The organism is Streptantibioticus ferralitis (genome assembly GCF_029223525.1).
GTDB lineage: Bacteria > Actinomycetota > Actinomycetes > Streptomycetales > Streptomycetaceae > Streptantibioticus_A > Streptantibioticus_A ferralitis.
Window position 1 is genome coordinate 26,690 of record NZ_JARHTQ010000024.1, and the last position, 24,433, is coordinate 51,122.

The window sequence follows — 24,433 nt, forward strand, 5'->3', positions numbered from 1 at the left end:
CCTGCGGGTCCGGGGGCTACGTACAGCTCAGCGCAGCGTCGCTCACGCGGCCTTCGGCGCGTTGACGTCGCTCGGCAGCGCCTTCTGCGCGGCCTCGACCAGCGCGGCGAACGCGTTGGGGTCGTTGACGGCGAGCTCCGCGAGGATCTTGCGGTCCACCTCGATGCTGGCGGCCTTCAGACCCTGGATGAAGCGGTTGTAGGTGATGCCGTTGGCGCGGGCAGCGGCGTTGATGCGCTGGATCCACAGCTGACGGAAGTCGCCCTTGCGCTTCTTGCGGTCGTTGTAGTTGTAGACGAGGGAGTGGGTGACCTGCTCCTTCGCCTTGCGGTACAGGCGGGAGCGCTGCCCGCGGTAGCCGCTGGCCTGCTCGAGGATTGCCCGGCGCTTCTTGTGGGCGTTCACTGCCCGCTTGACGCGTGCCACTTGGTAACTCCTTGTAGGGGACCGCGGTGGAACTCACACGGCCCGAAAACGAATTGGTCCCGGTCAGTCGGCGCGCCCCGGGTCGGGGGCGCGGTCCGTCACTTGCCGAGAAGCTTCTTGATCTTCTTGGCGTCAGCCGGGGCCATCTCGACGTTGCCGGTCAGGCGGCGCGTCAGCTGGGACGACTTGCGCTCCAGCAGGTGGCGCTTGCCCGCGCGCTCACGCAGCACCTTGCCGGAGCCGGTGATCTTGAACCGCTTGCTCGCACCACTGTGCGTCTTGTTCTTCGGCATGGCGCCGTAGTCTCCTCATCGCTGGCCCTCCCGTCCGCGACCAGGGCAGACGGAGAAGCGTCAGTCAGTACTGCATTGCATAACCCGGAGTGTCAACTCCGGGGCCTTGCTGGCTTGCCTCAGCTGGCGTCGGCGGGAGCCTGCGGCTCCTCGGCCTCGACGTCCTGCCGCGGCTGGCGACCGGCCTTGCGGGCGGCCTGCGCCTCGCGGGCCTCGGCCATCGCCTCGGTCTTCTTCTTGTGCGGACCGAGAACCATGATCATGTTGCGGCCGTCCTGCTTCGGGTTGGACTCCACGAAGCCCAAGTCCTGGACGTCCTCCGCGAGCCGCTGCAGCAGTCGGAAGCCCAGCTCGGGACGGGACTGCTCGCGACCACGGAACATGATCGTGATCTTGACCTTGTCGCCCTGCTTGAGGAACCGGACGACGTGACCCTTCTTGGTGTCGTAGTCGTGCGGGTCGATCTTCGGCCGGAGCTTCATCTCCTTGATGACCGTGTGCGCCTGGTTCTTGCGCGCCTCACGGGCCTTCATGGCCGACTCGTACTTGAACTTCCCGTAGTCCATGAGCTTGCACACGGGCGGACGGGCGGTAGCCGCGACCTCAACCAGGTCCAGGTCGTATTCCTGTGCGAGCTCCAGGGCCTTGGCAAGCGGCACAATGCCTACCTGCTCGCCACTGGGACCGACGAGTCGCACCTCGGGGACGCGAATCCGGTCGTTGATGCGGGGCTCGGCGCTGATGGGGCCTCCTCGGTTGCACCACGCGGCGGCCTGGCGGGCAGCCGCGCCTTGAGTCTGTTCCTGTTGACCCCGCACCGCGGACGCAAAGAACGCCCCGTACGGTACGCAGGCGGGGCTCCTCACAACCGGGAGCACCGCCGCGATATTCCGCGGGGCGCATCGGGCCATCACACCTTGCGACGTGATGACGCCTGACCGGGACCCGCCGACCCGAAGGTCGGTCAGGTGGGAGTTGGAGCTCCACTTGCGGGCTGGTCACCTGGGTGCCCAGCCGGTCGATCTCAAAGCATACCAGCCTCCGGGCGCAGACAGTAATCGACAGAACGGGGCCTATCGTGTCCGTCATGAGCGACACCACCTCCCCTGACACCGCCGGTTCCACCGCCTCGCCCGACTCCGCCGCCGGCGGTCCCGACTTCGACACCATGACCCGTGACATCGCGGACGTGCCCGCGGTCGAGGTGATCACCACGGTGGCGGTCCACCTGATGAGCGCCGCGGCGGTCAATCTGGGCCTCGCGGAGGAGGGTGCACAGCACAAGGACCTCGATGAGGCACGCAAGCTGATCACCGCGCTGGCCGGGCTGGTCACCGCCGGGGCGACCGAGATCGGCTCCTACCACGCGGCCCCGCTGCGGGACGGGCTGAAGTCGCTGCAGCTGGCGTTCCGCGAGGCGTCCCTGGTGCCGGACGAGCCGGGCCAGGGCCCGGGCGAGAAGTTCACCGGACCTGTACTGGGCTGACCGGCGCGTCCGACCAGTCCCCGGTGCGGTCAGCGCGCCCGTACCGGGGCGACTCCCGCCTCCGCCTCCGGCGCGGCTTCCGGTCCCGGCCCGGCCTCCAGTTCCGGCTCCGGCTCCGGCTCCGACGCAGCGGGTGACAGCTGGGTCAGCCGGTGGACGGCCGCCGCGAGCGCGCCGCCGACCAGCGGGGCGGCGACGAACAGCCAGACCTGCGAGAGCGCGGCCCCGCCCGCGAAGATCGCCGGGCCCAGGCTGCGCGCCGGATTCACCGAGGTACCGGTGAGCGGGATGCCGACCAGGTGCACCACGGCCAGCGCCATCGCGACGGGCACTCCGGCGAAGCCGACCACGGTGGACCTTCGGGCCACCGCGAGCACCACGAACACCAGCAGGAAGGTCAGCGCCATCTCGGCGAGGAACGCGCCGGCGATGTTGATGCCGACCGGCGACCGGCTGCCGTAGCCGTTGCTGCCGAAGGCGCCCTTGATCCTCAGCCCCGGCACCTGCTTGGCGACCACGAACAGCAAGGTGGCCCCCACGATCCCGCCGGCGAACTGGGCAGTCCAGTACCCCGCGGCGGTCCGTGGATCCATCCGCCCCGCGCACACCATGCCCAGCGTCACCGCCGGATTGACATGGCAGCCCGAGATCGCGCCGAACGAACCGGTCAGCGCGAGCAGGACGAAACCGAAGGCCAGCGCGGTACCGAGGGTGCCGACGTACTCGCCCGCCAGGACCACCGAGCCCACGGCGAAGAACACCAGTAGCAGGGTGCCGAGGAACTCGCAGGTGATGGCCTGCTTCCGCATGGCGCTCTCCTCGCGTCGATTGCCATGTCCCATTGCCATGCCCATGGGACATTCTCAATCAACCCGGCACACCTCACACCTTGAACATCCGCCACATTGTGAACGCCCGGCGTGCGACGGCCCGTTCAGCGAACGAAGAGCGGTTCCCCCGGCACCGCGGCCTCCGGCGGCAGCAGCGCCAGCTCAAGACCGCGCACCAGCCGGGTGCGTAGCGCGGCATCGGCCGCAAGCGCCGTGGCGACGCGCTGGGCGACCACGCTGACCTGGGCACCGGCTCCCAGCACCAGCCCGACCGTGCCGTCGGTCTCCGCGCTCGGCACCAGGTGTGCACGCACCACCTCGGGCTCGGCGGCCACCACGTTCCGCACCGCGTCGGCGACCAGCGGGTCGGTCAGCGGGTCCAGCCGGTCGCGGCCCGAGGCGAGGGCGTGCAGCGCCGGACCCGACAGCGCGTACGGCACCGGTCCGGCCATGTCGATCAACAGGGTGTCGGCCTGCTCATGGGCGAGCGCCTGCAACGCCTGGGGCAGCGGTACGGCGACCGGCCTGGCGTCGGCCCGCCAGCGGGCCAGGCTCTCGACGGAGCTGAAGGCGGGCAGCGCCTTACGGCCGCCCGGGGCCTGAATGGTCGGCACGGCCATGTCGCTGGTCTTCTCCCGGCGCAGCCCGCCCGCCCGTCGCCCACCACCACCCTCAACGGAGGCGCTTCGCGCCGCAGCGCCATCCGCAGCGCCCTCCGCATCGGTCTCCACCTCTCCCAGGAGGGCGACGACGGGGACCAGCAGGCGAGCGCCGACCAGCGCGGCGAGCACATCGGGCTCGGCGGCGCGGTCGTCGGCGTACGCGGCGAGCGCGGCGGCCAGCCGGGGGTCGGCGGTGCCGTCGTCGTCGGAGAATCCGGGGTCCGGAATGTTCTTGAGAGCCACCCGATGAGGGTATCGGCCGCCGCTGGCCGGGCTGGTCAGCGGCTGGTCCGCCACTTGAGCACTCCGGCCGCCGCCAGCAGCACCGCCCCGGCGATCGCGCTCACTGCGGCGAGACCGATGCCCGAACTTCCGTCGCGCGCCATGGCGGCCCGTACCGGATCAGGGCCGGTGCCGAAGTAGCGCTTGGCATAGGCGGCCGCGGTGGGTGCCTCCGCGCCGGGGGTGAGCTTCGCGGCCGCGTCCAGCGCCGCCACCGGGTCCACCACACCGGTGCCCACCTGGTCGTCGCGCCCGCCCGTCGGAGCGTCCTGTGCGGTGTCCTCCAGCAGCCGCTTGACCTGGGCCGGGCTCAGCCGCGGATAGGCGGAGCGGATCAGTGCGGCGACACCGGAGACATACGCGGCGGCCGCGCTGGTCCCCCAGCCCTCGTAGTAGCGGCGGTCCGGGTCCGCGATCACGACGTCCACGCCCGGCGCGCCCACGGCCGCGTACCAGCGGCTGGTGGAGAACGCGGCACGGTTGCCGTACCGGTCCACGGCCGCCACCGCGATCACCCCGGGGTACGCGGCGGGGTACGACGCCGGGTCGCCCTGCTGTCCGCTGTTGCCCGCCGAGGCGACCACCACCACGCCCTTGCCCAGCGCGTACTGGACGGCCTCGTCCTCGGTCGCGTCGGGGTGCGCGGTCTTGCTGTCGTCGCCCAGCGAGAGGTTGATGACGTTCGCACCGTGGTCGGCGGCCCATCGGATGCCCTGGGCGAGCGCGCCGCCGCGGGTGGCGCGGGCCTGTTTGCGGTGCGGATCGGTGTCTTCGAGGATCACCCGTACCGGAAGGATCCTGGCCTCCGGGGCGATGCCCATCACCCCGCCGTCGCCGCCGGGTCCATGGCCGTGTCCGGCGATGATGCCCGCCATCGCGGTGCCGTGCCGGGCCCAGGAGGACTCGCCGCGCTTCGCGCCGAAACCCACCAGATCGGTACCGGGCAGCACCTGCCCGGTGAGGTCGGGGTGGCTGCCGTCGACCCCGGTGTCCAGGACCGCGACCGTCACACCCTTGCCTTTGGCGGTCCGCCAGGCCGTCTGCGCGTGCAAGGTGTCGAGCGCCCACTGCTGTTGGCGGATCGAGTCGGCGTACGCGGCGGGAGCGCCCGGAGCCAGGACCACGGCCACCACTGCCAGCAGAACCGCGACCAGGCGGTCGCGTACCGCCGTCACGAGGCGGTTCCGTGGGTGTGGGCGGGGCGCTCGACGGCCGTGCGTATGTGGTGTTCGATGGCGGAGGCCAAGCCCTTGGCGTCGTACCCGAGGCCGGACTGCGCGGCGGCCGTGGTCGCGCCCTGGCGGGTCGCCGCGGCGGCGGGCTGCGGGTCGGTGACCGTACGGCCGTCGGCGAAACCGCTCACCGCGTAGCCGATGACCGGCAGGGTGTCGGAGATGTCGACCGTCCAACTGGCGCGCTGCGCCGGGCCGAAGCCCGCCGCGACGGTGCCGGGGAACGGCACCGGGCGCGGCATGGCGTCGGTCCGGTCGCCGAGGTGCCGGGCGGCCCAGGTGCCGCGCAGGGCGGCCATGCTCGCCGGATCCGCGCGGGTGACCAGCACACCGACCGTCGTGACATTGCTGGACGTGGCGTCGGTGTAGGTGGCGCGCAGCAGTCGCAGACAGCCGACCGGCGCGAGCGCCGAGGCCAGCGCCGGATCGAACGCACCGTCACAACCGCTGTCCGGCGCCACCCCGATCCGCGTCCAGGTCCGGTCGGCGCCCCCGGGTCCGGCGCCGCGGCCGTGCACTGTACGGGGAAAGAGCGTGTCCACGGGCACGCTGTGCCACAGGCTGCGGGCGTCGGCGTACGTCAGGGCGGTGTCGTCCTGCGAGGTCTGCGCCGCGGCCGGATCACCGCCCAGGAAGTGCCCGGCGGCGGCGCCGCCCAGCAGCCCGGCACCCAGCACCAGGCAGATCCCGGCCGCCGCGGTGCCGCGCACGGTACGCCCCGGGGCGGAAGGCGGCGGGCCGGGCTGATGGGCGGGGGGCGGCGGATAGGCCGGCGGTGGCGGGACCGGCGGCATGCCGAGCACCGTCGGCGACCCGGGCACGGGCGGGCGGCCCAGCGCGGGCGACACTCCGAGCGCCGGGGACGGGGAGGTCGTCGACACCGCCCCGTGTCCTGGCAAGGAACCGATTTCGGCCATGGAGCCAACTCCTGCGGCGGAAAGGGCCTGTTGCGGCGGAGCCGGGGGACGTGGCGGCGGAGCGGAGGGGCGTGGTGCCCCGCTGTCGACTCCGGTTCCCACCCGGTGCCCCCTCCCGTGAGCTCTGTCCGTCCCGGTTCTCACGCCGGGGCCGGGGCCCGCGGCGTCGGCCGCTGATGTCACGGCCCCGGGTGGACACAGTACGGGTTGTGCCTGTGTGCGCGCCCCCTGGTCGGATCATGTCCGCTGGTCCGGACTCTTGTCCGGGGCTCCGGCAGGGTGCAAGCTGCCCGCATGTCTGATCGTGTCGCGGACCGCGCCCGTTACGACCGGGCCACCGCCCATCTTGACGCGCCACTCGCGGTGGTGGACCTGGCGGCGTTCGACGCCAACGCCGACGACCTGGTACGACGGGCAGGCGGTAAACCGATCCGGGTGGCCAGCAAGTCGGTGCGCTGCCGGGCGCTGCTGGAACGGGTGCTGGAGCGCGACGGCTTCGCCGGGATCATGGCGTTCACGCTGGGCGAGGCGGTGTGGCTGGCCCGTGCCGGATTCGCGGACGTTCTGTTGGCGTACCCGTCGGTGGACCGTGCCGGATTCGCCGAGTTGACGGCCGACCCGAAGCTGGCGGGCGCGGTGTCGGTGATGGTCGACGACGTGGTGCAGCTCGATCTGATCGACGCGGCGCGTGCCGGGGGCAGCGAGGAGGTACGGGTCTGCCTGGAGTTGGACACCAGCCTGCGCTTGCTGGGCGGCCGGATACGGATCGGCGCACGTCGCTCACCACTGCACGATCCCGCCCGACTCGTGGATCTGGCAAGGGCGGTGGAGCGCAGGCCCGGGTTCCGGGTGGCCGGCCTGATGGGGTACGAGGGGCATGTGGCGGGCGTCGGTGACGCGGTGGCGGGTGCCCCGCTGCGGTCCCGGGCGGTCCGCCTGGTGCAGGCCGCGTCCCGCAGGGAGCTGGCGGCGCGGCGGGCCGAGGCGGTGCGGGCGGTCCGCGCGGTGGTGCCTGGGCTGGAGTTCGTCAACGGCGGCGGTACGGGCAGCGTCCAGCACACGGCCGCGGAGCGCGCCGTGACGGAGATCGCCGCCGGTTCCGGGCTGTTCGTACCGCGGCTGTTCGACAACTACACCTCGTTCCGGGGGCGGCCGGCTGCACTGTTCGCCCAGCCGGTGGTGCGGCGTCCGGGGGTCGGGGTGGTGACGGTGCTGGGCGGCGGATATCCGGCGTCCGGTGCGGCGGGCAGGGACCGGTCGCCGGTTCCCTATCTGCCCGAGGGCCTGCGGTACGACCCGCAGGAGGGCGCCGGTGAGGTGCAGACGCCGCTCCTGGGGTCGGCCGCCGACGATCTGCTGATCGGCGACAAGGTGTGGTTCCGGCACGCCAAGGCCGGTGAACTGTGCGAGCGCTTCGCCGAGTTGTGCCTGATCGAGGGCGATCGCGTGGTGGCGACGGTGCCGACGTATCGCGGCGAGGGCAAGACGTTCCTCTAGGGCCGAGGGGTCCGAGACGGCAATTGGGTTCCGGTGGTGTTCGTACCGCCGGTTCACGCCGTGGTCGCCTGCCGCCCGGGAGTCACTCGCCGCTGCGGCGAAACCTCTTGGGGCAAGCCCCGACCCCCGAGGTCATCCAGGACACAGACCCCGGCGCCGACGAGCCGGACAACCGCATGGCCTGCGGCGCGCTCGACACCGCCGGTCCACACCGTGGGAGTCACTCGCCGCTGCGGCGGATCTCCTTGGGGGCAAGCTCCCAAACCCCCACCGTCTTCGTGGTCGCGGGCCCCCAACGCCGAGGGCCTTGGGGGGTGATCCCTGCACACCCCCACAGTCGTGGGCGCGGGCCCTCAACACCGAGGATCATCGTGGGGGCGGGCCCCAAACCCCCGGGGCCTTCGTGGGGGCAGGCCCCAACCGCCTTGGGTGCCGCGGGCCTTGTGGGGGGTTTGGGGGGCTTGCCCCCCATGAAGATCCGCCGCAGCGGCGAGCAACCCCCCACCGAGTGGACCGGCGGGCCAAACCCACCGCAACCCACCGCACCGCCCCCCGACCCGCACCGCCCCCAACAGATCCGCCGGAAGGGCTAGAGCGGGGTGACGTAAGCCCCCGCGATGCCCCCGTCCACCAGGAACTCGGCGCCGGTGATGAACGAGGAGTCGTCGCTGGCCAGGAAGGCGACCGCGGCGGCGATCTCGTCGGCCTCGGCAAAGCGCCCCAGCGGAATGTGCACCAACCGCCGCGCGGCCCGCTCCGGGTCCTTGGCGAACAGTTCCCGTAGCAGCGGGGTGTTGACCGGCCCCGGGCACAGCGCGTTGACCCGGATGCCCTCCCTGGCGAACTGCACACCCAGCTCACGGGACATCGACAGCACACCGCCCTTGGATGCGGTGTACGAGATCTGCGAGGTCGCCGCGCCCATCACGGCGACGAAGCTCGCGGTGTTGATGATGGAGCCCTTGCCCTGGCGCTGCATGTACGGCAGTGCGGCCTTGCAGCACAGGTAGACGGAGGTGAGGTTGACCTCCTGCACCCGGCGCCAGGCGTCGATGCCGGTGGTCAGGATCGAGTCGTCGTCGGGCGGTGAGATACCGGCGTTGTTGAACGCGATGTCGACGGACCCGTAGGTGTCGTAGGCGGTCCGGAAGAGCGCCTCCACCTGCTCGGCGTCGGTCACGTCGACCCGGACGTAGGAGCCGCCGGTCTGGGCGGCCGCGGTCTCGCCGGCCGCCGGGTCGATGTCGGCGCAGACGACGTTCGCCCCCTCGGAGGCGAGACGGCGGGCCGTCGCCAGGCCGATGCCGCTGCCCGCTCCGGTGACGACGGCGGTACGGCCGGGGAGCCGGCGGCAGATGACATCTTCGGTCTGTGCGGTCACTGGTGTCATTCCTCCGTGCTGATGAAGACGTTCTTGGTCTCGGTGAAGGCGGCCAGCGCGCCGGGGCCGAGTTCGCGGCCGAGGCCGGATTCGCCGAATCCGCCGAAGGGGGTCCAGTAGCGCACGGCGCTATGGGAGTTGACGGACAGATTGCCCGCGGCCACCGCCCGCGAGACGCGGAGCGCGCGGCCCACGTCCCGGGTCCACAGCGATCCGGCCAGCCCGTAGCGGGTGGCGTTGGCCAGCCGTACGGCATCCGCCTCGTCCTCGAAGGGCAGCACCACGGCGACCGGCCCGAAAATCTCCTCGGTGGCGGCGGCGTCGTCCTCGGGCAGCCCGGCGAGGACGGTCGCGGGGTACCAGAAGCCCTTGCCGGTGGGTGCGCTGCCGCGAATGGCGGCGGGGGCGTCCTCGGGCACATAGGACCTGACCCGGTCGCGTTGCGCGGCGGAGATCAGCGGCCCCATCTGGGTGGCCGGATCGGTGGGGTCGCCGACGGTGACCGCCTTGATGTGCGGTTCGAGGAGTTCCAGGAAGCGGTCGTGGACAGTGCGTTGGACGAGGATGCGGCTACGGGCGCAGCAGTCCTGGCCGGTGTTGTCCAGAAAGGACATCGGGGCGGCCTGCGCGGCCTTCTCCAGGTCCGCATCGGCGAAGACGATGTTGGGGCTCTTGCCGCCGAGTTCGAGGGTGACCCGCTTCACCTGGTCCGCGCACCGGGCCATGATCCGCTTGCCGACGGCCGTGGACCCGGTGAAGACGATCTTGGCGACGCCCGGGTGGTCGACAAGGGCGGCCCCCGTGACGGGTCCGGCGCCCGGCAGTACCTGGAACAGCCCCTCCGGGAGGCCTGCTTCCAGGGCGAGTTCGGCGAGCCGCAGCGCGGTCAGCGGTGTGGTCTCCGCCGGTTTGAGCAGCACGGCGTTACCGGCGGCGAGCGCGGGCGCGGTGGCCCAGCCGGCGATCGGCATCGGGAAGTTCCAGGGGGCGATGACACCGATGACGCCGAGCGGTTCGTGGAAGGTGACATCGAGTCCGGCGGGCACCGGAATCTGCGCCCCGGACAGCCGCTCCGCTCCCCCGGCCGCGTACTCCAGCAGGTCGCGTACGTTGCCCGCTTCCCAGCGGGCGTTGCCGACCGGATGCCCGGCCTCCCGCACCTCCGACTGGGCGAGTTCCTCAAGGTGTTGGTCCACGGTCGCGGCGAAGCGGCGCAGCAGGCGGGCGCGATCGGCCGCGCTGGTGGCGGCCCAGCCGGTCTGGGCCCGGGCCGCGCGGCGGACGGCGGCGTCCACCTCTTCGGGCGCGGTCGCGGGAACGGTGGCGATGAGTTCTTCGGTTGCCGGGTTGAGCACCCGGTGCTCGGTGGGGTGGTCGGGCACGGGGCTCCTCACATGCGTTCGAAGGAGCGGTAGCGCTCCCAGTCGGTGACGGCGGAGTCGAAGGCGTCCTGCTCCACGCGGGCCATGTTGCTGTAGTGGTCGACGACGTCGTCACCGAGAGCGGCCCGGGCCAGCGTGCTGCCCTGCCAGAGCCGTGCCGCCTCGTGCAGGCTGGCCGGGACGTGCTCGGCGTCGCCGGTGTAGGCGTTGCCGGTGTAGGCGTTGCCGGTGCACGCGGGGGACAGTTCCAGCTCGTTGTCCACACCGTGCAGACCCGCGGCGATCATTCCGGCGACCGCCAGGTAGGGATTGACATCGCCGCCGGGCACCCGGTTCTCGAAGCGCAGCGAGTGGCCGTGGCCGATGACCCGCAGCGCGCAGGTGCGGTTGTCGGGCCCCCAGGCGACGGCGGTGGGGGCGAAGGAACCGGGCCGGTAGCGCTTGTAGGAGTTGATGTTGGGCGCGTAGAGCAGGGTGAAGTCGCGTAGCGCGGCGAGTTGTCCGGCGAGGAAGTGCCGCATGGTCTTCGACATGCCCAACTCGCCACCCGGGTCGGCGAACACCGGCTGGCCGAACTCGTCGCGCAGCGAGAGGTGGATGTGGCAGGAGTTGCCCTCGCGCTCGTCGTACTTGGCCATGAAGGTCAGCGCGGAGCCCTGCTGGGCGGCGATCTCCTTGGCGCCGGTCTTGTAGATGACGTGCTGGTCGCACGTGGTGAGCGCCTCGTCGTAGCGGAACGCGATCTCGTGCTGGCCGAGGTTGCACTCGCCCTTGGCCGACTCCACGGTCATCCCCGCGGTGGCCATCTCGTTGCGGATGCGGCGCAGCAGCGGTTCGACGCGGCCGGTGCCGAGCACGGAGTAGTCGACGTTGTACTGGTTGGCCGGGTTCAGCTGCCGGTAGCCGCGGTTCCAGGCGTCCTCGTAGGTGTCGTTGAAGACCATGAACTCCAGCTCGGTGCCGACGTAGGCGGACCAGCCGCGTTCGGCGAGCCGGTCGAGCTGGCGGCGCAGGATCTGCCGCGGTGAGGCAGTGACCGGTGAGCCGTCGTGCCAGGCCAGGTCGGCGATGAGCAGTGCGGTGCCGTCGTTCCAGGGAGTACGGCGCAGTGTCGCGGGATCGGCGTGCATGGCGAAGTCGCCGTAGCCGCGCTCCCACGAGGACATGGCGTAACCGTCCACCGTGTTCATGTCAGCATCGACGGCCAGCAGGTAGTTGCAGCCCTCGGTGCCGTGCTCCAGCACCTCGTCGAGGAAGAAGGGCGCCGCGAAGCGCTTGCCCTGCAGACGCCCCTGCATGTCGGTGAAGGCGAGGACGACGGTGTCGATCGCACCGGTGTCGACGAGCCGTCGTAGCTCGTCCACGGTGAGTGGCGGTGTGCGGTCTGCCACGAGGTGGGCCTCCTGTCAGTGGACCGGAGCCCTAAGGTATGCACAGAAACCATTGGTTGGGAAGGCCTTTCGAGGAGGACCTATGAGCGGTTCGCAGGAGAACGGCCGGGCGCACGAAGCCGACCGGCTGGCGCCCGTACTGCGCCCGGTGCGGGCGGGCAGCGGCTTCGAGGAGGCCTTGGAGCAGATACTCCAGGTGCTCCGGCTCGGCCTGGTTCCCTACGGCGAACGGCTGCCGTCGGAGCGGGAGTTGGCGGATCGGCTGCGGATCAGCCGGGTGACGCTCCGCGAGGTGCTGAAGGTGCTCCAGGAGCAGGGTCTGGTGGAGAGCAGGCGCGGCCGTTACGGCGGGACGTTCGTGCGCTACCGTGCCGGGAACCTGACGGCCGAGTCGTCCGGCGGGCAGTCCCAGGAGGAGCTGCGGCGCCGGGTCGCCGAGGCCGACGTGGAGGATGTGCTGCGGTTCCGCGAGGTGCTGGAGGTCGGCGCGGCGGAGCTGTGCGCGGCCCGCGAGCTCGACGGGGAGCAGCAGGACCGGTTGCGGGCCTGCCTGGCGGCGACGAAGGACGCACCGCTCGCCGACTACCGCAGACTGGACACGCGGCTGCATCTGACACTGGCCGAGCTGTCGGGGTCGCCGTCGCTGGCCGCCGCGTACGCCGGGACGCGGGCCCGGGTCAACGACCTGCTGGACTGCATCCCGCTGCTGGTGCGGAACCTGGAGCACTCACAGGCCCAGCACGCGGTGCTGCTGGACGCGATCCTGGAGGGCGACGCCGAGGGCGCACGCGAGGTGATGCGGGAGCACTGCGCGGGGACGGCGGCGCTGCTGCGCGGCTTCCTCACGTGACGCACCAAAGGTACTATCCCGATCCATTGGCGGCGACGGGAGGACACCGGTGGGAAGGCCACTGATCGGCATCAGCACGTACTGGGAGGCCTCGGCACGCTATCGGGTGTGGGACATGCCCGCGGCGCTGCTGCCGGCCGGCTATCCGCGCATCGTGCAGGCGGCCGGGGCACTGGCCGTCATGCTCCCGCCGGATGACCCGCAGGCGGCGCGGGAGGCGGTGGCGCGCCTGGACGGCCTGGTGATCGCGGGCGGGGAGGATGTCGACCCCAGCCGCTACTCGGCCGAGCCGCACCCGAGGACCGGGCCACCCGCGCGGGAGCGCGACGCATGGGAACTCGCGCTGATCGAGGCCGCGTTGGCCTCGGGAACCCCGCTGCTCGGCATCTGCCGCGGAATGCAACTGCTCAACGTCGCACTGGGCGGCACCCTGGTACAGCATCTGCCGGACGAGGTGGGCCACACCGGCCACGCCGAGGCGGACGGCATCTTCGGCAGCCACCGGATCTTCCCGGTCTCCGGCACCCGGCTGGCCGCCGCGCTGCCGGAACCGGTGGACGTTCCCACCTTCCACCACCAGGCCGTACGTCGCCTCGGCAGCGGCCTGATCCCCAGCGCCCACGCGGCCGACGGCACCGTGGAGGCGGTGGAGCTGCCGAACGCCCGCTTCGCCCTGGCCGTCCAGTGGCATCCGGAGATGGCCGACGACCCCCGCGTACTGAGCGCACTGGTGATGGCGGCGACGGACGCGGCACAGACGGTCGGCTGAGTACTGGCGCCGGCCGGAGCACTCCGGCCGCCTGGTGGCGCGGCTCGTTCACGGGTGATCCAACAACCCACTGGAACGCGGACACTTGGGGGCCAGCATATTTTGTCGCGAGTTGTGAGGTCATAGGGGGCAACCTAGACTTGCTGAACGAGCAGAGTGTTGGTCCGGCCGTGCACGGCTGACGATCCGCGGGCGGTCGAGCCCTTCGAGATCCTGCGAGTCACCAGGTCCGCGAGCGGTCGCCCAGCTCGCGACCGCGGGATACCGGCTCGGGCGGAGCACCGGCCGGGTCAGGGCCGCCCCTGTGCGATGCGCGCGGACCGGTCGGCAACCCCGACTTCCTCACCTTGTCGAGGAGAGGTCATGCGCCCGCTCGTCCGCTCGAAGCGCAACCGGACACGGCGCTTCGCGGTGGCCGCGGTATCGACCGCCGCGGCTGTCCTCGGTGTCACGACGGCGGCCCCCGCGGTGCCCGCCACACCGGCGGCGTCGAGCCGAGCGGTCACCTCGACCGATCTCAGGAAGGACCCGCTGCGCGCGCCCTTCCTGTTCAAGTACGCCTTCAACGGGCATCTCAAGATCGGCGGCGGCTACTTCACCATGGGCGGCCGGGTCGCCCTGTTCGTCAGGTACAACAACGGCACGGTGGCCTTCTCAAGGGTCGTGATAGCTCAGCCGCACCCCATCACCCCTGGTGGGACCATCTATGTGGAGACGACGCTGCTCGCTCCCTGCGCTCCGTTCAGCAATGCCTACGCGCAGGCGTACGACTACAACACCCGGACCTGGACGGCCACGCTTCCGGTGACGGTCTGCGTACGGTTCGACTGACCACGGTCGGCCGGGGCTGAGCCCCGCGCGGTGGAACCGCTCGGGCAGCGGCCCGGCGTCAGGTCCGGTCGTGCACGGCCACCCCCGGCCGTCCCCGCGTCAGTGACAGCAGATCACGTGAAGGGCCCGTCGGGCGTTGGCCGGTAGGCCAGACGGCGCGCAGCTCGCGGGTCAACCGGACGCCTTCGACCGGGACTTCCACCATCCGGCGGGCCGCCAGTTCGTCGGCGACGGCGAGTTCGCTCAGTACGGCGGGGCCCGCACCGCTGATCACCGCGGCCTTGACCGCCGTGGTCGAGGACAGTTCGAGCAGTGGCGCCGCGAGGCCGCCGTGTCCCGCTAGGGCCGCATCCAGCACCTGGCGGGTGCCGGAGCCCTCCTCCCGCAGGATCAGCGGGGTCGCCGCCAACTCCCGCGCCGGGACCGGTCGCCGGCGCTTCGACCATGGGTGGCCCGGTGCCGTGACGACGACCAGGCGGTCCTTCGCGACGGTCACCGCGTCAAGGCCGCCCGGCACGTCGACGCCTTCCACGAAACCCAGTTCGGCCTCCGCGTCACGCAACCGGCGGACCACCGCCGCCGAGTTCCCTGCGAGCAGCGAGACCGCCGTGCCGGGCCGCTGGCCGTGCAGCGCGATCAGCCAGCCGGGCAGCAGGTACTCGGCGATGGTCATGCTGGCGGCGATGCGCAGCCGGGAGTCGCGGCGGTCCCGCAGCGCCTGCGCGCCCACGTCGAACTCCTCGGCCGCCTCGACCACCCGGCGCGCCCAGTCGGTGACCAGCGCCCCGGCGTCGGTGAGCCGGGAGCCGGACGGCGAGCGGGTCACCAGCCCCACGCCGAGTTGCCGTTCCATCGCGCGGATGCGGCTGCTGGCGGCGGGCTGGGTGATGCCGAGTTCCCGTGCGGCCCGGCCGAGGCTGCCGAGCCGGGCTACGGCGAGCAGTAGTTCCATCGCGCCGAGATCCGGCACCCGGTAGGACAGCGGTTGTCTCGCACTCTCGCCACTCATAACCCCAGCTTATGCCCTCATAGACAGATACCCCCTGGTGAGCGGGACAGCGGGCGGCGAGCGTGGAGGCATGGCCACTCTCGCGCCCGTGCGCTCCTCCGCCCCGACCGAGCCGGACCGCCCGTCGGCGGCACCGCTGCGGCAGCTCGGTCCCAACTGGTACGCGACCGTGATGGGCACCGCCATCGTGGCCAACGCGGGTGCCGCGCTGCCCGGTCATCCGTCCTGGCTGCGCACCCCGTGCGTCATCGTCTGGGCGCTGTCGGCGGCGATGCTGGCCGCCCTGCTCGGCGCCCGCGCCGGGCACTGGCTGCGGCACGCCGACCGGGCCAGGGAGCAACTGCTCGACCCGGCGGTCGCGCCGTTCTACGGCTGCCTGTCGATGGCCCTGCTCGCGGTGGGCGCCGGGACGCTGTCCGTCGGCGCCGGGGTGATCGGGACACCGGCGGCGGTCGCAGTGGACGCGGCTCTGTGGGTGGCGGGCACCGCGACCGGTCTGCTGATCGCCACGGCGATCCCGTATCTGATGGTGGCCAGGCACCAGATCGCCCGGGGCAGCGCGTCGCCGGTGTGGCTGCTGCCGGTGGTGGCGCCGATGGTGTCGGCCGCGACCGGCCCGGCGCTGGTGCCGCATCTGCCGAACGGCCAGTGGCGGGCGGCGATGCTGCTGGGCTGCTATGCGATGTTCGGGCTCAGTCTGCTGGCGACGCTGGTGATACTGCCGGTGGTCTTCGCCCGGCTGACGTACGAGGGGCCGTTGCCGCTCGCGCTCACCCCGACGCTGTTCCTGGTGCTGGGACCGCTCGGCCAGTCGACCACCGCGGTGGGCAACGTCGCCGACGCCGCACCCGGCCTGGGCCAGGCCTGGTACGCGCATCTGATGGGCGGCTTCGCGGTGCTGTACGGGGTGCCGGTGACGGGTTTCGCCCTGCTGTGGCTGGCACTGGCCGGAGCCATGGTGGTACGCGCGGCACGCCGCGGCATGCCGTTCGCGATGACGTGGTGGGCGTTCACCTTCCCGGTCGGCACCTGTGTCACCGGCGCGGCGAGCCTGGCCCGGCACACCGGGACGGATGTCTTCGGCTGGCTGGCCGCCGGGCTGTACGTACTGCTGGTGGCGGCCTGGGGCACCGCCGCGCTGCGGACGGCTCGCGGACTGATCAGCGGTGCGCTGCTCGCAGCGCCGCGCTGATGACGTCCGGCGCCTCCCGCAACGAGGGCCCGTACCAGGTGAGATGGCGCCCGCTGACCAGTGCCGCGGGCAGACCGGGGAACGCCTCCGGGCCGTCGTCGGCGGTGAAGCGGTACGGCTCGTCGGGCAGTACCACCAACTCGGCCCCGGACGCGTTCAGTTCACCGATCGGGATGCGCGGATACCGGTCGGGGTGACCGGCGTAGAGGTTGCCGACACCGAGGCGGGCGAGCACATCGCCCGCGAAGGTGTCCCGTCCGCACACCATCCAGGGCCGCCGCCAGATCGGCACGATGGCCGGGACCCGGCGGGTGGTCGGCGGAACCCGCCGCCAGACGGCTTCGGCCTCGGCCAGCCAGGCCGGACGGGGCAGCCCGCAGCCGTCGACCAGCACCCGGTGGAGTTCGGTGAACGCCTGCTCCAGGGTGCGAACCTCGGTGACCAGGACGTCAAGCCCGGCGTCACGCAGCGCGGCCAGGTCCGGTGGGCGGTTCTCCTCCTCGTTGGCGATGACGAGGTCGGGCGAAAGGGCGGCGATCCGTTCGGTGTCCGGGTTCTTGGTGCCGCCGATCCGGACGACGTCGAGGTCGGACGGGTGGCTGCACCAGTCGGTGGCGCCGACCAGCAGTTCCGGCCGGGTGGCGGCGACGGCCTCGGTGAGCGAGGGGACGAGCGAGACGACACGCATGACCACAGTTTCGCCGATCCGCCGGCGCCGGTCGGCCCCGCTGGTCAGGCGGGGGTCCGCGGGGTGGCCCGCAGACCCCCGGTAGGCATCAGTGCCCGGAGACCGGTGCCATCTTGTCGACCAGGCCGGGGTGCGACTTCAGCCAGGTCCGCACCCCCTGCTGCTCGTTGCCCTGCCCGGCGTCCTGGATCGCCGCCTCCAGACCGGTCAGGTCCTTCTCGTCCATGTGGAAGTTCTTCAGCCATCCGGCGACCGCCGGATCGTTCTTCGCGAACTTCCTGGACGCCAGGGTGTGGATCCGGTCACCGGTGCCGAAGGCGCCCTGCGGATCCTGCAGCTTGGTCAGCGAGTACTTGCTGTACGCCCAGTGCGGCGACCACAGCACCACCGCCACCGGCTCCTTCTTGGCGTACGAGCGCTCCAGTTGGGCCAGCATGCCCGCGGTGCTGCCGGTGGTGAGCTGGTACTCCTTGTCCAGCCCGTACGCGGCAAGGACCTTGGTGCGCAGCAGGTTCATCTCACCCGCGCCCGGCTCGATGCCGATGATCCGGCCGCCGAATGCCGAGGCCTTGCCTCGCAGGTCGGCGAGCGACTTCACGTCCTTCACGTAACCGGGAACGCTGATCTCCAACGAGGTCGGCCCGTACCACGAGCCGAGGTCGGCCAGGTCCTTGCCGTACTGCTGCCAGTACTGGGCGTGCGTGGTGGGCAGCCAGGAGTCGGTCTCGAAGTCGATGGAGCCGCCGGCCATACCGGTGTACAGGGCGCCGACGTCGTACGTCTTGGCGTTGACGGTGTAGCCGCGCTGTTCGAGCACCTCCTTCCAAAGGAACGAGGAGGCGATGCCCTCGTCCCAGGGGATGTATCCGAGGTTGACGGTCTTGCCCTTGCCCACGTCCTTGCCCGCCGCGACCTGCGTTCCGCCGCCGGATCCGCCGAAGACGCCCATGCCCCCGGCGACCAGGGCGAGGACCACGATGCCCGCCATGGCGACCGCGGTGTTCGGCCGGTAGCTCCAGATCCGCGCGCCGCGCAGCGCGTCGGCCTTGGCCAGGGCACGGCGGCCGAGCGGGGAGACCTGACTGCCGAGGGCGCCGGTCATCCGGTCCAGATACATGGCGAGGATGACGACAGCGGTGCCGCCTTCGAAGCCCAGCCCCACGTTGACCTGGCTGATCGCGGTGAAGACCGAGGCGCCGAGGCCGCCCGCGCCGACCATGCCCGCGATCACGACCATGGACAGCGCCAGCATGATGACCTGGTTGATACCGGCCATGATGGTGGGCAGCGCCAGCGGCAGCTGCACCCGCAGCAGGACGTTGCGCGCGGTGGTGCCGAACGCCTCGGCGGCCTCGACGAGTTCGCCGTCCACCTGCCGGATGCCGAGTTCGGTCATCCGGACCCCGGGCGCCATGGCGAAGACGATGGTGGCGATGACGCCCGGTACCACCCCGAGGCCGAAGAAGAAGATGCCCGGGATCAGGTAGACGAAGGCGGGCATCGTCTGCATGACGTCCAGCACCGGCCGCAGCACGGTGCTGACGGTGCGGCTGCGACCGGCCCAGATGCCCAGCGGTACGGCGAGCACGATGGTGATCACCGTCGCGACCAGGACCAGCGAAAGGGTCTGCATCGCGGCGTCCCACTGCTGGACGGAGTCGATGAGCGCGAAGCCCGCGAAGGCCAGGACACCGGCGGTCAGCCCGCGCAGCCACAGTGCCAGCACCGCGAAGATGCCCGCCAGCAGCAGCGGTTCGGGCGCGGACAGCACCGCGTTGACGCCGTCGTACATGTGCGAGACGACGGCGGTGACGAGGTCGAAGAGCCAGCCGAGATGGTCGCGCAGGAAGGCGACCGCGCTGTCGGCCCAGTGACCGAGTTGCAGCCTAGGCACCGGCGGCCTCCTTCTCCCGGGGAGACAGATCGCACGGCACCTGCGGCCCGTCGTAGTCGCCGAGCAGGGTCAGCACCCGCTGGCGTGGGACGACGCCGACCAGTTCGCCCCCTTCGCCGCGTACCGCGACCGGGTGCGGGACCCGGGCGCTGACCGCGAGCAGCTCCGCGAGCGTGGTCCGCGGTGTGACGGTCTGGCAGCCGCAGTCACCGGCGTCGGGCCGGGACGGCGGCACCATGGCCGCCGCCGCGGTGAGCACCCGCGAGCGGTCCACGTCCTGCACGAAGGACGCCACATAGTCGTTGGCCGGCTCGACGAGTATCCGCTCGGCGCTGCCGAGCTGCACGATCCGGCCGTCGCGCATCACGGCGATGCGGTCACCGAGCCGCATCGCCTCGTTGAGGTCGTGGGTGATGAAGACGATGGTCTTGTGCAGACGCCGCTGGAGTTCCAGGAGTTGGTCCTGCATGTCGCGGCGGATCAGCGGGTCGAGGGCGCTGAACGACTCGTCCATCAACAGCAGTTCGGCGTCGGTGGCCAGCGCCCTGGCCAGGCCCACCCGCTGCTGCATACCGCCGGACAGTTCGTCGGGCCAGGACTTCTCCCACCCCTTCAGGCCGACGAGGTCCAGCGCCTCTGCCGCCCGGCGCAGCCGCTCGTCGCGCCGTACGCCCTGTACCTCGAGCCCGTAGGCGGCGTTCTCCAGCACGCTGCGGTGCGGGAACAGCGCGAAGTGCTGGAAGACCATGCTGATCTTGTGCGAGCGCACCCCGCGCAGTTCGCCGGACGTCAGCGCGGTCAGGTCCTGACCGTCGAACAGCACGCGTCCGGCAGTGGGCTCCAGCAGGCCGTTGAGCATCCGCAGCACGGTGGACTTACCGGAGCCGGACAGTCCCATGATGACGAAGATCTCGCCCGCCTCGACGGTGAAGGAGGCGTCGATCACCGCGGCCGTGCTGCCGCGCTCCCGCAACGCGTCCCGGTCGGCGCCCTGTTGGAGTTCGCGTACCGCGTCTTGGGGCCGCCGCCCGAAGACTTTGAACAAATGGTCGGCCTGCAGGCTGGACACTGGCACCTCTCGGGTCGAACGAAAAACGACCCGCCGTGCGCCGGGTCCGGTCCGGCGGGCGGCTGCCCGAATTCTCCCCATGCAAACAATCCGTGGCCGAGATCACAGAAAGCAGCGGGTGCGGCGACCGCCACTCGCGACCGGTAGGGCATCATCGATCGGGTGAGCCCACGTCTGATGCTTCTCGACACCGCGAGCCTGTACTTCCGCGCGTACTTCGGCGTTCCCGAATCGGTGAAGGCGCCCGACGGCACGCCGGTGAACGCGGTGCGGGGCCTGCTGGACTTCATCGCCCGGCTGGTCGAGGACCACTCCCCCGACGACCTGGTGGCCTGTATGGACGCCGACTGGCGGCCGCAGTGGCGGGTGGACCTGATCCCGTCGTACAAGGCACACCGGGTCGCGCAGGAGACCGCGACGGGGCCCGACGTCGAGGACGTGCCGGACGCCCTCTCCCCCCAGGTGCCGGTGATCGAGGCGGTGCTGGACGCGATCGGTATCGCACGGGTGGGGGTCCCGCAGTACGAGGCCGACGACGTCATCGGCACCTTCGTCGCCCGCTCGAACGGGCCGGTGGACATCGTCACCGGAGACCGCGACCTGTACCAGCTGGTGGATGACGCCCGCGGGGTACGGGTGCTGTATCCGGTCAAGGGCGTCGGCACCCTGCACATCACCGACGAGGCGGCGCTGCGGGAGAAGTACGGGGTGGACGGGCGCGGCTACGCGGAACTGGCACTGCTGCGCGGCGACCCGAGCGACGGACTGCCCGGGGTGGCGGGCATCGGCGAGAAGACCGCGGCCAAGCTGCTGGCGAGCTACGGCGACCTGGCCGGAGTGCTGGCCGCCGTCGACGATCTGGGCTCCAAGCTCACTCCCTCCCAGCGCAAGCGGCTGAACGAGGGCCGCCGCTATCTCGCCGTGGCTCCGAAGGTCGTCCGGGTCGCGGGGGACGTTCCGCTCCCGGAGGTGAGCACGGCACTGCCGCATCAGCCGCGCGACCCGGAGGCGCTCGGGGCACTGGACACCCGGTGGGGGCTCGGCGGATCGCTGCAGCGCGTGCTGACGGCGCTGTCCCAGCGGCAGCCGGGTTGACCGGTACCGCATCACCGCCGCATTAGTTAGGCTTGCCTAAGTCATTCGACGGTCAGGGGAGTCTTCATGGCGGACGGTCCGCAGCGTAGAAAACAGCAGGTCACCCGGGGGCGTGTGGTCCGCGTCGAACGGCTGACCCCACATATGATCCGGGTCGTCCTCGGCGGCGACGGACTCGACGGCTTCACCGCGGGGCAGTGCACCGACCACTACATCAAGCTGCTCTTCCCGGTGGACGGGGTCGCCTACCCCGAGCCGTTCGACATCCAGGCGATCCGCGCGGACTTCCCGCGCGACCAGTGGCCCCGTACCCGCACCTACACCGTGCGGCACTGGGACGCCGAGGCGCGCGAGCTCAGCGTCGACTTCGTGCACCACGGGGACGAGGGTCTGGCCGGACCGTGGGCGGCCCGCGTCCAGCCCGGCGAGGAGGTCCTCTTCCTCGGTCCGGGCGGCGGGTACGCGCCCGACGAGAAGGCCGACTGGCATCTGCTCGCCGGTGACGAGAGCGCCCTTCCGGCGATAGCCGCCGCGCTGGAGCGGATGCCGGAGGGCGCGGTCTGCCATGCGTTCATCGAGGTGGCGGACGCGACGGAGGAGCAGCAGCTGAACGCCACGGCCGGGGCCCGGGTCACCTGGCTGCACCGCGGCTCGCGCCCGGTCGGCGACGCGCTGGTGGCCGCCGTACAGGCCCTGGAGTTCCCCTCCGGCACCCCGCATGCCTTCGTGCACGGCGAGGCGCACTTCGTGAAGGAACTGCGCCGACTGCTGCGTGTGGACCGGGGAATCGACCGCGAACGGCTGTCCATTTCCGGCTACTGGCGGCGCGGCTCGGACGAGGACGGCTGGCAGGCCACCAAGCGCGAGTGGAACCAGCAGGTGGAGGCGGAGCAGGAGCCCGCCGCGGCCTGAACGACGAGGCGTCAGCCGGGGCCGCCGCGCGTCCCGGCTGAGCGCCTCGCCCCGGTCCGGTGGCCCGCGATCGGCGTACCCGCCGAGATGTTCGGCCGTACGCGGTGCACGGTGCGGTACGGCCCGGCGAGCTCCGCCAGGCGGGACCGAGGGAGCCGATAGCCTCCCTGATCATGCGGCGTGCGAAGCGGGTTGCCGGAGCGGTCGTGGGTTCCGCGGTGGGGGACGCGCTCGGCGCGCCCTTCGTGTTCGGCCCACCGGGGGCGTACTCCGCCCGCTTCCCGGACGGCGTGGGGCAGATGTGCGGCGGTGGCGGAGGGGAGCCGGGTGAGGCCACCGACGACACGCGGATGGCGGTGCTGGTCGCCGACTCACTGCTGGCACGTGGTGGATTCGATCCGTCCGATGTCTTCGCCCGCATCCAGCGGTGGGCCGCCGCCGAGCCGAAGGACATGGGTCTGCGGACCGAGGCGGTGCTCACCCCGGGCGAGCCCTGGGACCTGGCCGCCGCCCGGCACTTCGGGAGGAACCAGCGCGCCGCGGGGAACGGCGCGTTGACGCGGTCCATTACCGCCGCGGTGTTCTTCGCCACCGCCGGACGCGAGGCCACCATGGAGGCGGCCCGCGGACTGGCCGCGCTCACCCATGGCGACCCGGCGGCGTGGGAGGCCTCCGCCGTCTTCCACGAGCTGCTGCGGGTCGCGTTGGACGGCGAGGATCCGGCCGCCGCCGTCGCGGCCACGCTCCCGTACGTCGATCCCGAACACCGCGAGCGCTGGTCGCGGGTGCTCGCTCCCGACTGGCACCCCGATCACGCCACGGAGTTCAACGGCGCGGTGTGGCCCTGCCTCGGCTCCGCCGTCTGGGCGCTGCGCCGCACCCGCAGCTACCAGGACGCGGTCCGCGCCGCCATCGACCTCGGCGGCGACACCGACACGGTCGGCTGCGTCACCGGCGGACTCGCCGGGGCCGTCTACGGGATCGACGCCATCCCCGATCGCTGGACACAGGCACTGTGGGTACCCGTACCGGGCTGCCCGGGCCGTAGCTGGCGAACCGCGCAACTGGCCGCACTGGCCCGCCAGTTGGACGGCGACGGGAGCCGCGCGGAGGCCGACCCGGTCACTCGGCGGAGTTGATCCGCACCTCGTGCGCGACGCCTTCGGGTGCCACCGCGGCCAGCAGCCTGGCCGCCTCCGCGCCTGCGGCCGACCGGTCGGCGGACGACAGTCCGGTGTACGGATCGATGGTGACGGTCGCCGCCCGGCGGGCGGTGTCCAGCCGCCACTGCCCCGCCACGAAGCCGTCCACCAACAGCGCGCCGGGCACGATGCCGTTCCGGGTCTGCTGCCTCTTGCGGTGGTCCTCGCAGATCACCCGGCTGCGGTCGGCGTGCGAGAGGGTGAGGTTGTCGAACTCGGCCGTCAGCCGTACCGGTGCGGGCGTTTCGGGATCGGGCAGCGGCGCACCCGGCAGGTCCAGCAGTTCCCGGCCCTGCGGGTCCCGGTAGCCGACCAGTTCCGGCCGCAGCCGCTCCACGACCGGCCCCCAGCCCGGCACGCCGGACCAGGTCCGCAGATCGGCGACGGTGGCCGGGCCGAAGGCGGCGAGGTAGCGGCGGAGCATCGATTCCGGGTCGGGGCGAGCGTCGACCGGGCGGCCCAGCCAGGACTCCACGGTGGTGTGGGTGGTCCGCCCGCCGCGCCCCCAGACACCGCGCGGCGGAACGTGCACCAGGGGGACCTCTGCCCGTAGCACGTTGGCCAGTGCGGACGCCGCGTGCTGCGGCCATCGGCGCTGCAGCAGCCTGCCCAGCTCGCTGAAGACCACCGGCTCGCCGTTCAGCAACTCACGGCCCTCGGCGATGAGTTCGGCTCGGTCCACGCCCGCCACCTTGCGGGCGAACGCGGTGTCGACCTGGCGGACCAGCGCCTGCTGGACGACCGGCCGCAGCGCCAGCGCATCGCGTGCGCTGACCAGATGGACGGTGCCGCGCATGAGCGTGAGCCGTACCGCCCGCCGCTCGACGACCGCCTCAGCGAGGTCATCGAAGCGGAAGCGCTCCAGCCGGGACCACAGCCCGAGGTAGGGCGGATTGGGCGCTTGCGCCTGCAACCCCACGAGATGCTCCAGCGCCTGCAGCGGCGTCAGCGGCGAGCGGCGCAGCAGCAACTGCCGCGCCAGCAAGGCCCTGTTGAGCGCACGTGTACTCAGTACGCTGCCCGGTCTTATCGCGTCCATGGGGATCACCGTAGGGCCCCTCGCGGTCAGGAACGGTCCGCAACCGGCCTTCGCGGAAGCAGGATTGACGAACCGGGCCCCGATCCGTCCGGCACCGCGTCGCA

General features: G+C 71.8%; 23 protein-coding genes and 1 pseudogene. 9 read left to right on the plus strand and 15 right to left on the minus strand.

Annotated features, from left to right (window positions below; genetic code table 11):
* Positions 1 to 42 precede the first annotated feature (42 nt).
* The 3 genes from rplT to infC form a co-directional block, all read right to left on the minus strand.
* Positions 43 to 426: a 50S ribosomal protein L20 gene (gene rplT, locus P2L57_RS28835; RefSeq protein WP_275819314.1), complete on the minus strand. Its 384-nt coding sequence runs from the start codon at positions 424 to 426 to the stop codon at positions 43 to 45.
* A gap of 98 nt (positions 427 to 524) precedes the next feature.
* Positions 525 to 719, minus strand: coding sequence for a 50S ribosomal protein L35 (gene rpmI / locus P2L57_RS28840; RefSeq protein WP_275819316.1), 195 nt, complete (start codon positions 717 to 719; stop codon positions 525 to 527).
* A 119-nt stretch (positions 720 to 838) separates the two neighbouring features.
* The gene (gene infC / locus P2L57_RS28845) at positions 839 to 1,537 is read right to left on the minus strand and encodes a translation initiation factor IF-3 (RefSeq protein ID WP_372515975.1); all 699 of its coding nucleotides are present in this window, start codon (positions 1,535 to 1,537) and stop codon (positions 839 to 841) included.
* Positions 1,538 to 1,806: 269 nt separating this feature from the next.
* Here infC and P2L57_RS28850 point away from each other — a divergent pair, with 269 nt between their 5' ends.
* Positions 1,807 to 2,205: a DUF1844 domain-containing protein gene (locus tag P2L57_RS28850; protein WP_275819318.1), complete on the plus strand. Its 399-nt coding sequence runs from the start codon at positions 1,807 to 1,809 to the stop codon at positions 2,203 to 2,205.
* Between the two features lie 29 nt (positions 2,206 to 2,234).
* On the opposite strand, the gene P2L57_RS28855 is transcribed toward P2L57_RS28850, so the two are convergent.
* The 4 genes from P2L57_RS28855 to P2L57_RS28870 all read right to left on the minus strand — a co-directional run bounded on the left by P2L57_RS28855 (position 2,235) and on the right by P2L57_RS28870 (position 6,005).
* Positions 2,235 to 3,014, minus strand: coding sequence for an aquaporin (locus tag P2L57_RS28855; RefSeq protein ID WP_275819320.1), 780 nt, complete (start codon positions 3,012 to 3,014; stop codon positions 2,235 to 2,237).
* Positions 3,015 to 3,139: 125 nt separating this feature from the next.
* Positions 3,140 to 3,940: an SseB family protein gene (locus P2L57_RS28860; RefSeq protein WP_275819322.1), complete on the minus strand. Its 801-nt coding sequence runs from the start codon at positions 3,938 to 3,940 to the stop codon at positions 3,140 to 3,142.
* A gap of 35 nt (positions 3,941 to 3,975) precedes the next feature.
* Positions 3,976 to 5,154, minus strand: coding sequence for a type VII secretion-associated serine protease mycosin (mycP, locus tag P2L57_RS28865; protein ID WP_372515970.1), 1,179 nt, complete (start codon positions 5,152 to 5,154; stop codon positions 3,976 to 3,978).
* Complete coding sequence (locus P2L57_RS28870; protein ID WP_425574850.1) at positions 5,151 to 6,005, minus strand: hypothetical protein; 855 nt, start codon at positions 6,003 to 6,005, stop codon at positions 5,151 to 5,153. Before P2L57_RS28870 ends, mycP begins: the two co-directional genes overlap by 4 nt.
* A gap of 417 nt (positions 6,006 to 6,422) precedes the next feature.
* On the opposite strand from P2L57_RS28870, the gene P2L57_RS28875 reads away from it, so the two are divergent.
* Positions 6,423 to 7,625 carry an amino acid deaminase/aldolase gene (locus P2L57_RS28875; RefSeq protein ID WP_275819326.1) on the plus strand — a complete coding sequence of 401 codons (1,203 nt, stop codon included), beginning with the start codon at positions 6,423 to 6,425 and terminating at the stop codon, positions 7,623 to 7,625.
* 589 nt (positions 7,626 to 8,214) lie between these two features.
* Here the strand turns inward: P2L57_RS28875 and P2L57_RS28880 are convergent.
* Genes P2L57_RS28880 through P2L57_RS28890 form a run of 3 tightly spaced genes read right to left on the minus strand, consistent with a single transcriptional unit; the run spans position 8,215 to position 11,779 of the window.
* Complete coding sequence (locus P2L57_RS28880) at positions 8,215 to 9,006, minus strand: 3-oxoacyl-ACP reductase (protein ID WP_372515971.1); 792 nt, start codon at positions 9,004 to 9,006, stop codon at positions 8,215 to 8,217.
* A 5-nt stretch (positions 9,007 to 9,011) separates the two neighbouring features.
* Complete coding sequence (locus P2L57_RS28885) at positions 9,012 to 10,388, minus strand: aldehyde dehydrogenase family protein (protein WP_275819330.1); 1,377 nt, start codon at positions 10,386 to 10,388, stop codon at positions 9,012 to 9,014.
* Positions 10,389 to 10,396: 8 nt separating this feature from the next.
* Positions 10,397 to 11,779 carry a glutamine synthetase family protein gene (locus tag P2L57_RS28890; RefSeq protein WP_275819332.1) on the minus strand — a complete coding sequence of 461 codons (1,383 nt, stop codon included), beginning with the start codon at positions 11,777 to 11,779 and terminating at the stop codon, positions 10,397 to 10,399.
* Positions 11,780 to 11,861: 82 nt separating this feature from the next.
* Here P2L57_RS28890 and P2L57_RS28895 point away from each other — a divergent pair, with 82 nt between their 5' ends.
* The 3 genes from P2L57_RS28895 (at position 11,862) to P2L57_RS28905 (ending at position 14,229) form a co-directional block, all read left to right on the plus strand.
* Positions 11,862 to 12,629 (plus strand): FadR/GntR family transcriptional regulator, encoded by a 768-nt coding sequence (locus P2L57_RS28895; protein WP_275819334.1) that lies wholly within the window; start codon positions 11,862 to 11,864, stop codon positions 12,627 to 12,629.
* Between the two features lie 49 nt (positions 12,630 to 12,678).
* Complete coding sequence (locus tag P2L57_RS28900) at positions 12,679 to 13,398, plus strand: gamma-glutamyl-gamma-aminobutyrate hydrolase family protein (RefSeq protein WP_275819336.1); 720 nt, start codon at positions 12,679 to 12,681, stop codon at positions 13,396 to 13,398.
* Positions 13,399 to 13,761: 363 nt separating this feature from the next.
* Positions 13,762 to 14,229 (plus strand): hypothetical protein, encoded by a 468-nt coding sequence (locus P2L57_RS28905; RefSeq protein WP_275819338.1) that lies wholly within the window; start codon positions 13,762 to 13,764, stop codon positions 14,227 to 14,229.
* Between the two features lie 58 nt (positions 14,230 to 14,287).
* Here P2L57_RS28905 and P2L57_RS28910 read toward each other — a convergent pair whose 3' ends face one another.
* Positions 14,288 to 15,238 (minus strand): LysR family transcriptional regulator, encoded by a 951-nt coding sequence (locus P2L57_RS28910; RefSeq protein ID WP_275819340.1) that lies wholly within the window; start codon positions 15,236 to 15,238, stop codon positions 14,288 to 14,290.
* 70 nt (positions 15,239 to 15,308) lie between these two features.
* Between P2L57_RS28910 and P2L57_RS28915 the strand changes: the two genes are divergently transcribed.
* On the plus strand, positions 15,309 to 16,430 hold the full coding sequence (locus tag P2L57_RS28915) for a TDT family transporter (RefSeq protein ID WP_275819342.1): 1,122 nt from the start codon (positions 15,309 to 15,311) through the stop codon (positions 16,428 to 16,430).
* Here P2L57_RS28915 and P2L57_RS28920 read toward each other — a convergent pair.
* The 3 genes and pseudogenes from P2L57_RS28920 to P2L57_RS28930 all read right to left on the minus strand — a co-directional run bounded on the left by P2L57_RS28920 (position 16,399) and on the right by P2L57_RS28930 (position 20,081).
* On the minus strand, positions 16,399 to 17,118 hold the full coding sequence (locus P2L57_RS28920; RefSeq protein ID WP_275819344.1) for a helical backbone metal receptor: 720 nt from the start codon (positions 17,116 to 17,118) through the stop codon (positions 16,399 to 16,401). The two genes, P2L57_RS28915 and P2L57_RS28920, sit on opposite strands and share 32 nt — an antisense overlap.
* Positions 17,119 to 17,218: 100 nt before the next feature.
* A pseudogene (locus tag P2L57_RS28925) lies at positions 17,219 to 19,012 on the minus strand (ABC transporter permease/substrate binding protein); the annotation flags it as partial.
* The gene (locus P2L57_RS28930; RefSeq protein ID WP_275819346.1) at positions 19,005 to 20,081 is read right to left on the minus strand and encodes a quaternary amine ABC transporter ATP-binding protein; all 1,077 of its coding nucleotides are present in this window, start codon (positions 20,079 to 20,081) and stop codon (positions 19,005 to 19,007) included. The gene P2L57_RS28930 and the pseudogene P2L57_RS28925, both read right to left, overlap by 8 nt.
* Before the next feature lie 177 nt (positions 20,082 to 20,258).
* On the opposite strand from P2L57_RS28930, the gene P2L57_RS28935 reads away from it, so the two are divergent.
* The 3 genes from P2L57_RS28935 to P2L57_RS28945 all read left to right on the plus strand — a co-directional run bounded on the left by P2L57_RS28935 (position 20,259) and on the right by P2L57_RS28945 (position 23,227).
* Positions 20,259 to 21,176 carry a 5'-3' exonuclease gene (locus P2L57_RS28935; RefSeq protein WP_275819475.1) on the plus strand — a complete coding sequence of 306 codons (918 nt, stop codon included), beginning with the start codon at positions 20,259 to 20,261 and terminating at the stop codon, positions 21,174 to 21,176.
* 66 nt (positions 21,177 to 21,242) lie between these two features.
* Positions 21,243 to 22,088 (plus strand): siderophore-interacting protein, encoded by an 846-nt coding sequence (locus P2L57_RS28940; protein WP_275819348.1) that lies wholly within the window; start codon positions 21,243 to 21,245, stop codon positions 22,086 to 22,088.
* A gap of 173 nt (positions 22,089 to 22,261) precedes the next feature.
* Positions 22,262 to 23,227 carry an ADP-ribosylglycohydrolase family protein gene (locus tag P2L57_RS28945; protein ID WP_275819350.1) on the plus strand — a complete coding sequence of 322 codons (966 nt, stop codon included), beginning with the start codon at positions 22,262 to 22,264 and terminating at the stop codon, positions 23,225 to 23,227.
* Here P2L57_RS28945 and P2L57_RS28950 read toward each other — a convergent pair.
* Positions 23,211 to 24,329 (minus strand): winged helix DNA-binding domain-containing protein, encoded by a 1,119-nt coding sequence (locus P2L57_RS28950; RefSeq protein ID WP_275819352.1) that lies wholly within the window; start codon positions 24,327 to 24,329, stop codon positions 23,211 to 23,213. The two genes, P2L57_RS28945 and P2L57_RS28950, sit on opposite strands and share 17 nt — an antisense overlap.
* Positions 24,330 to 24,433: the final 104 nt, after the last annotated feature.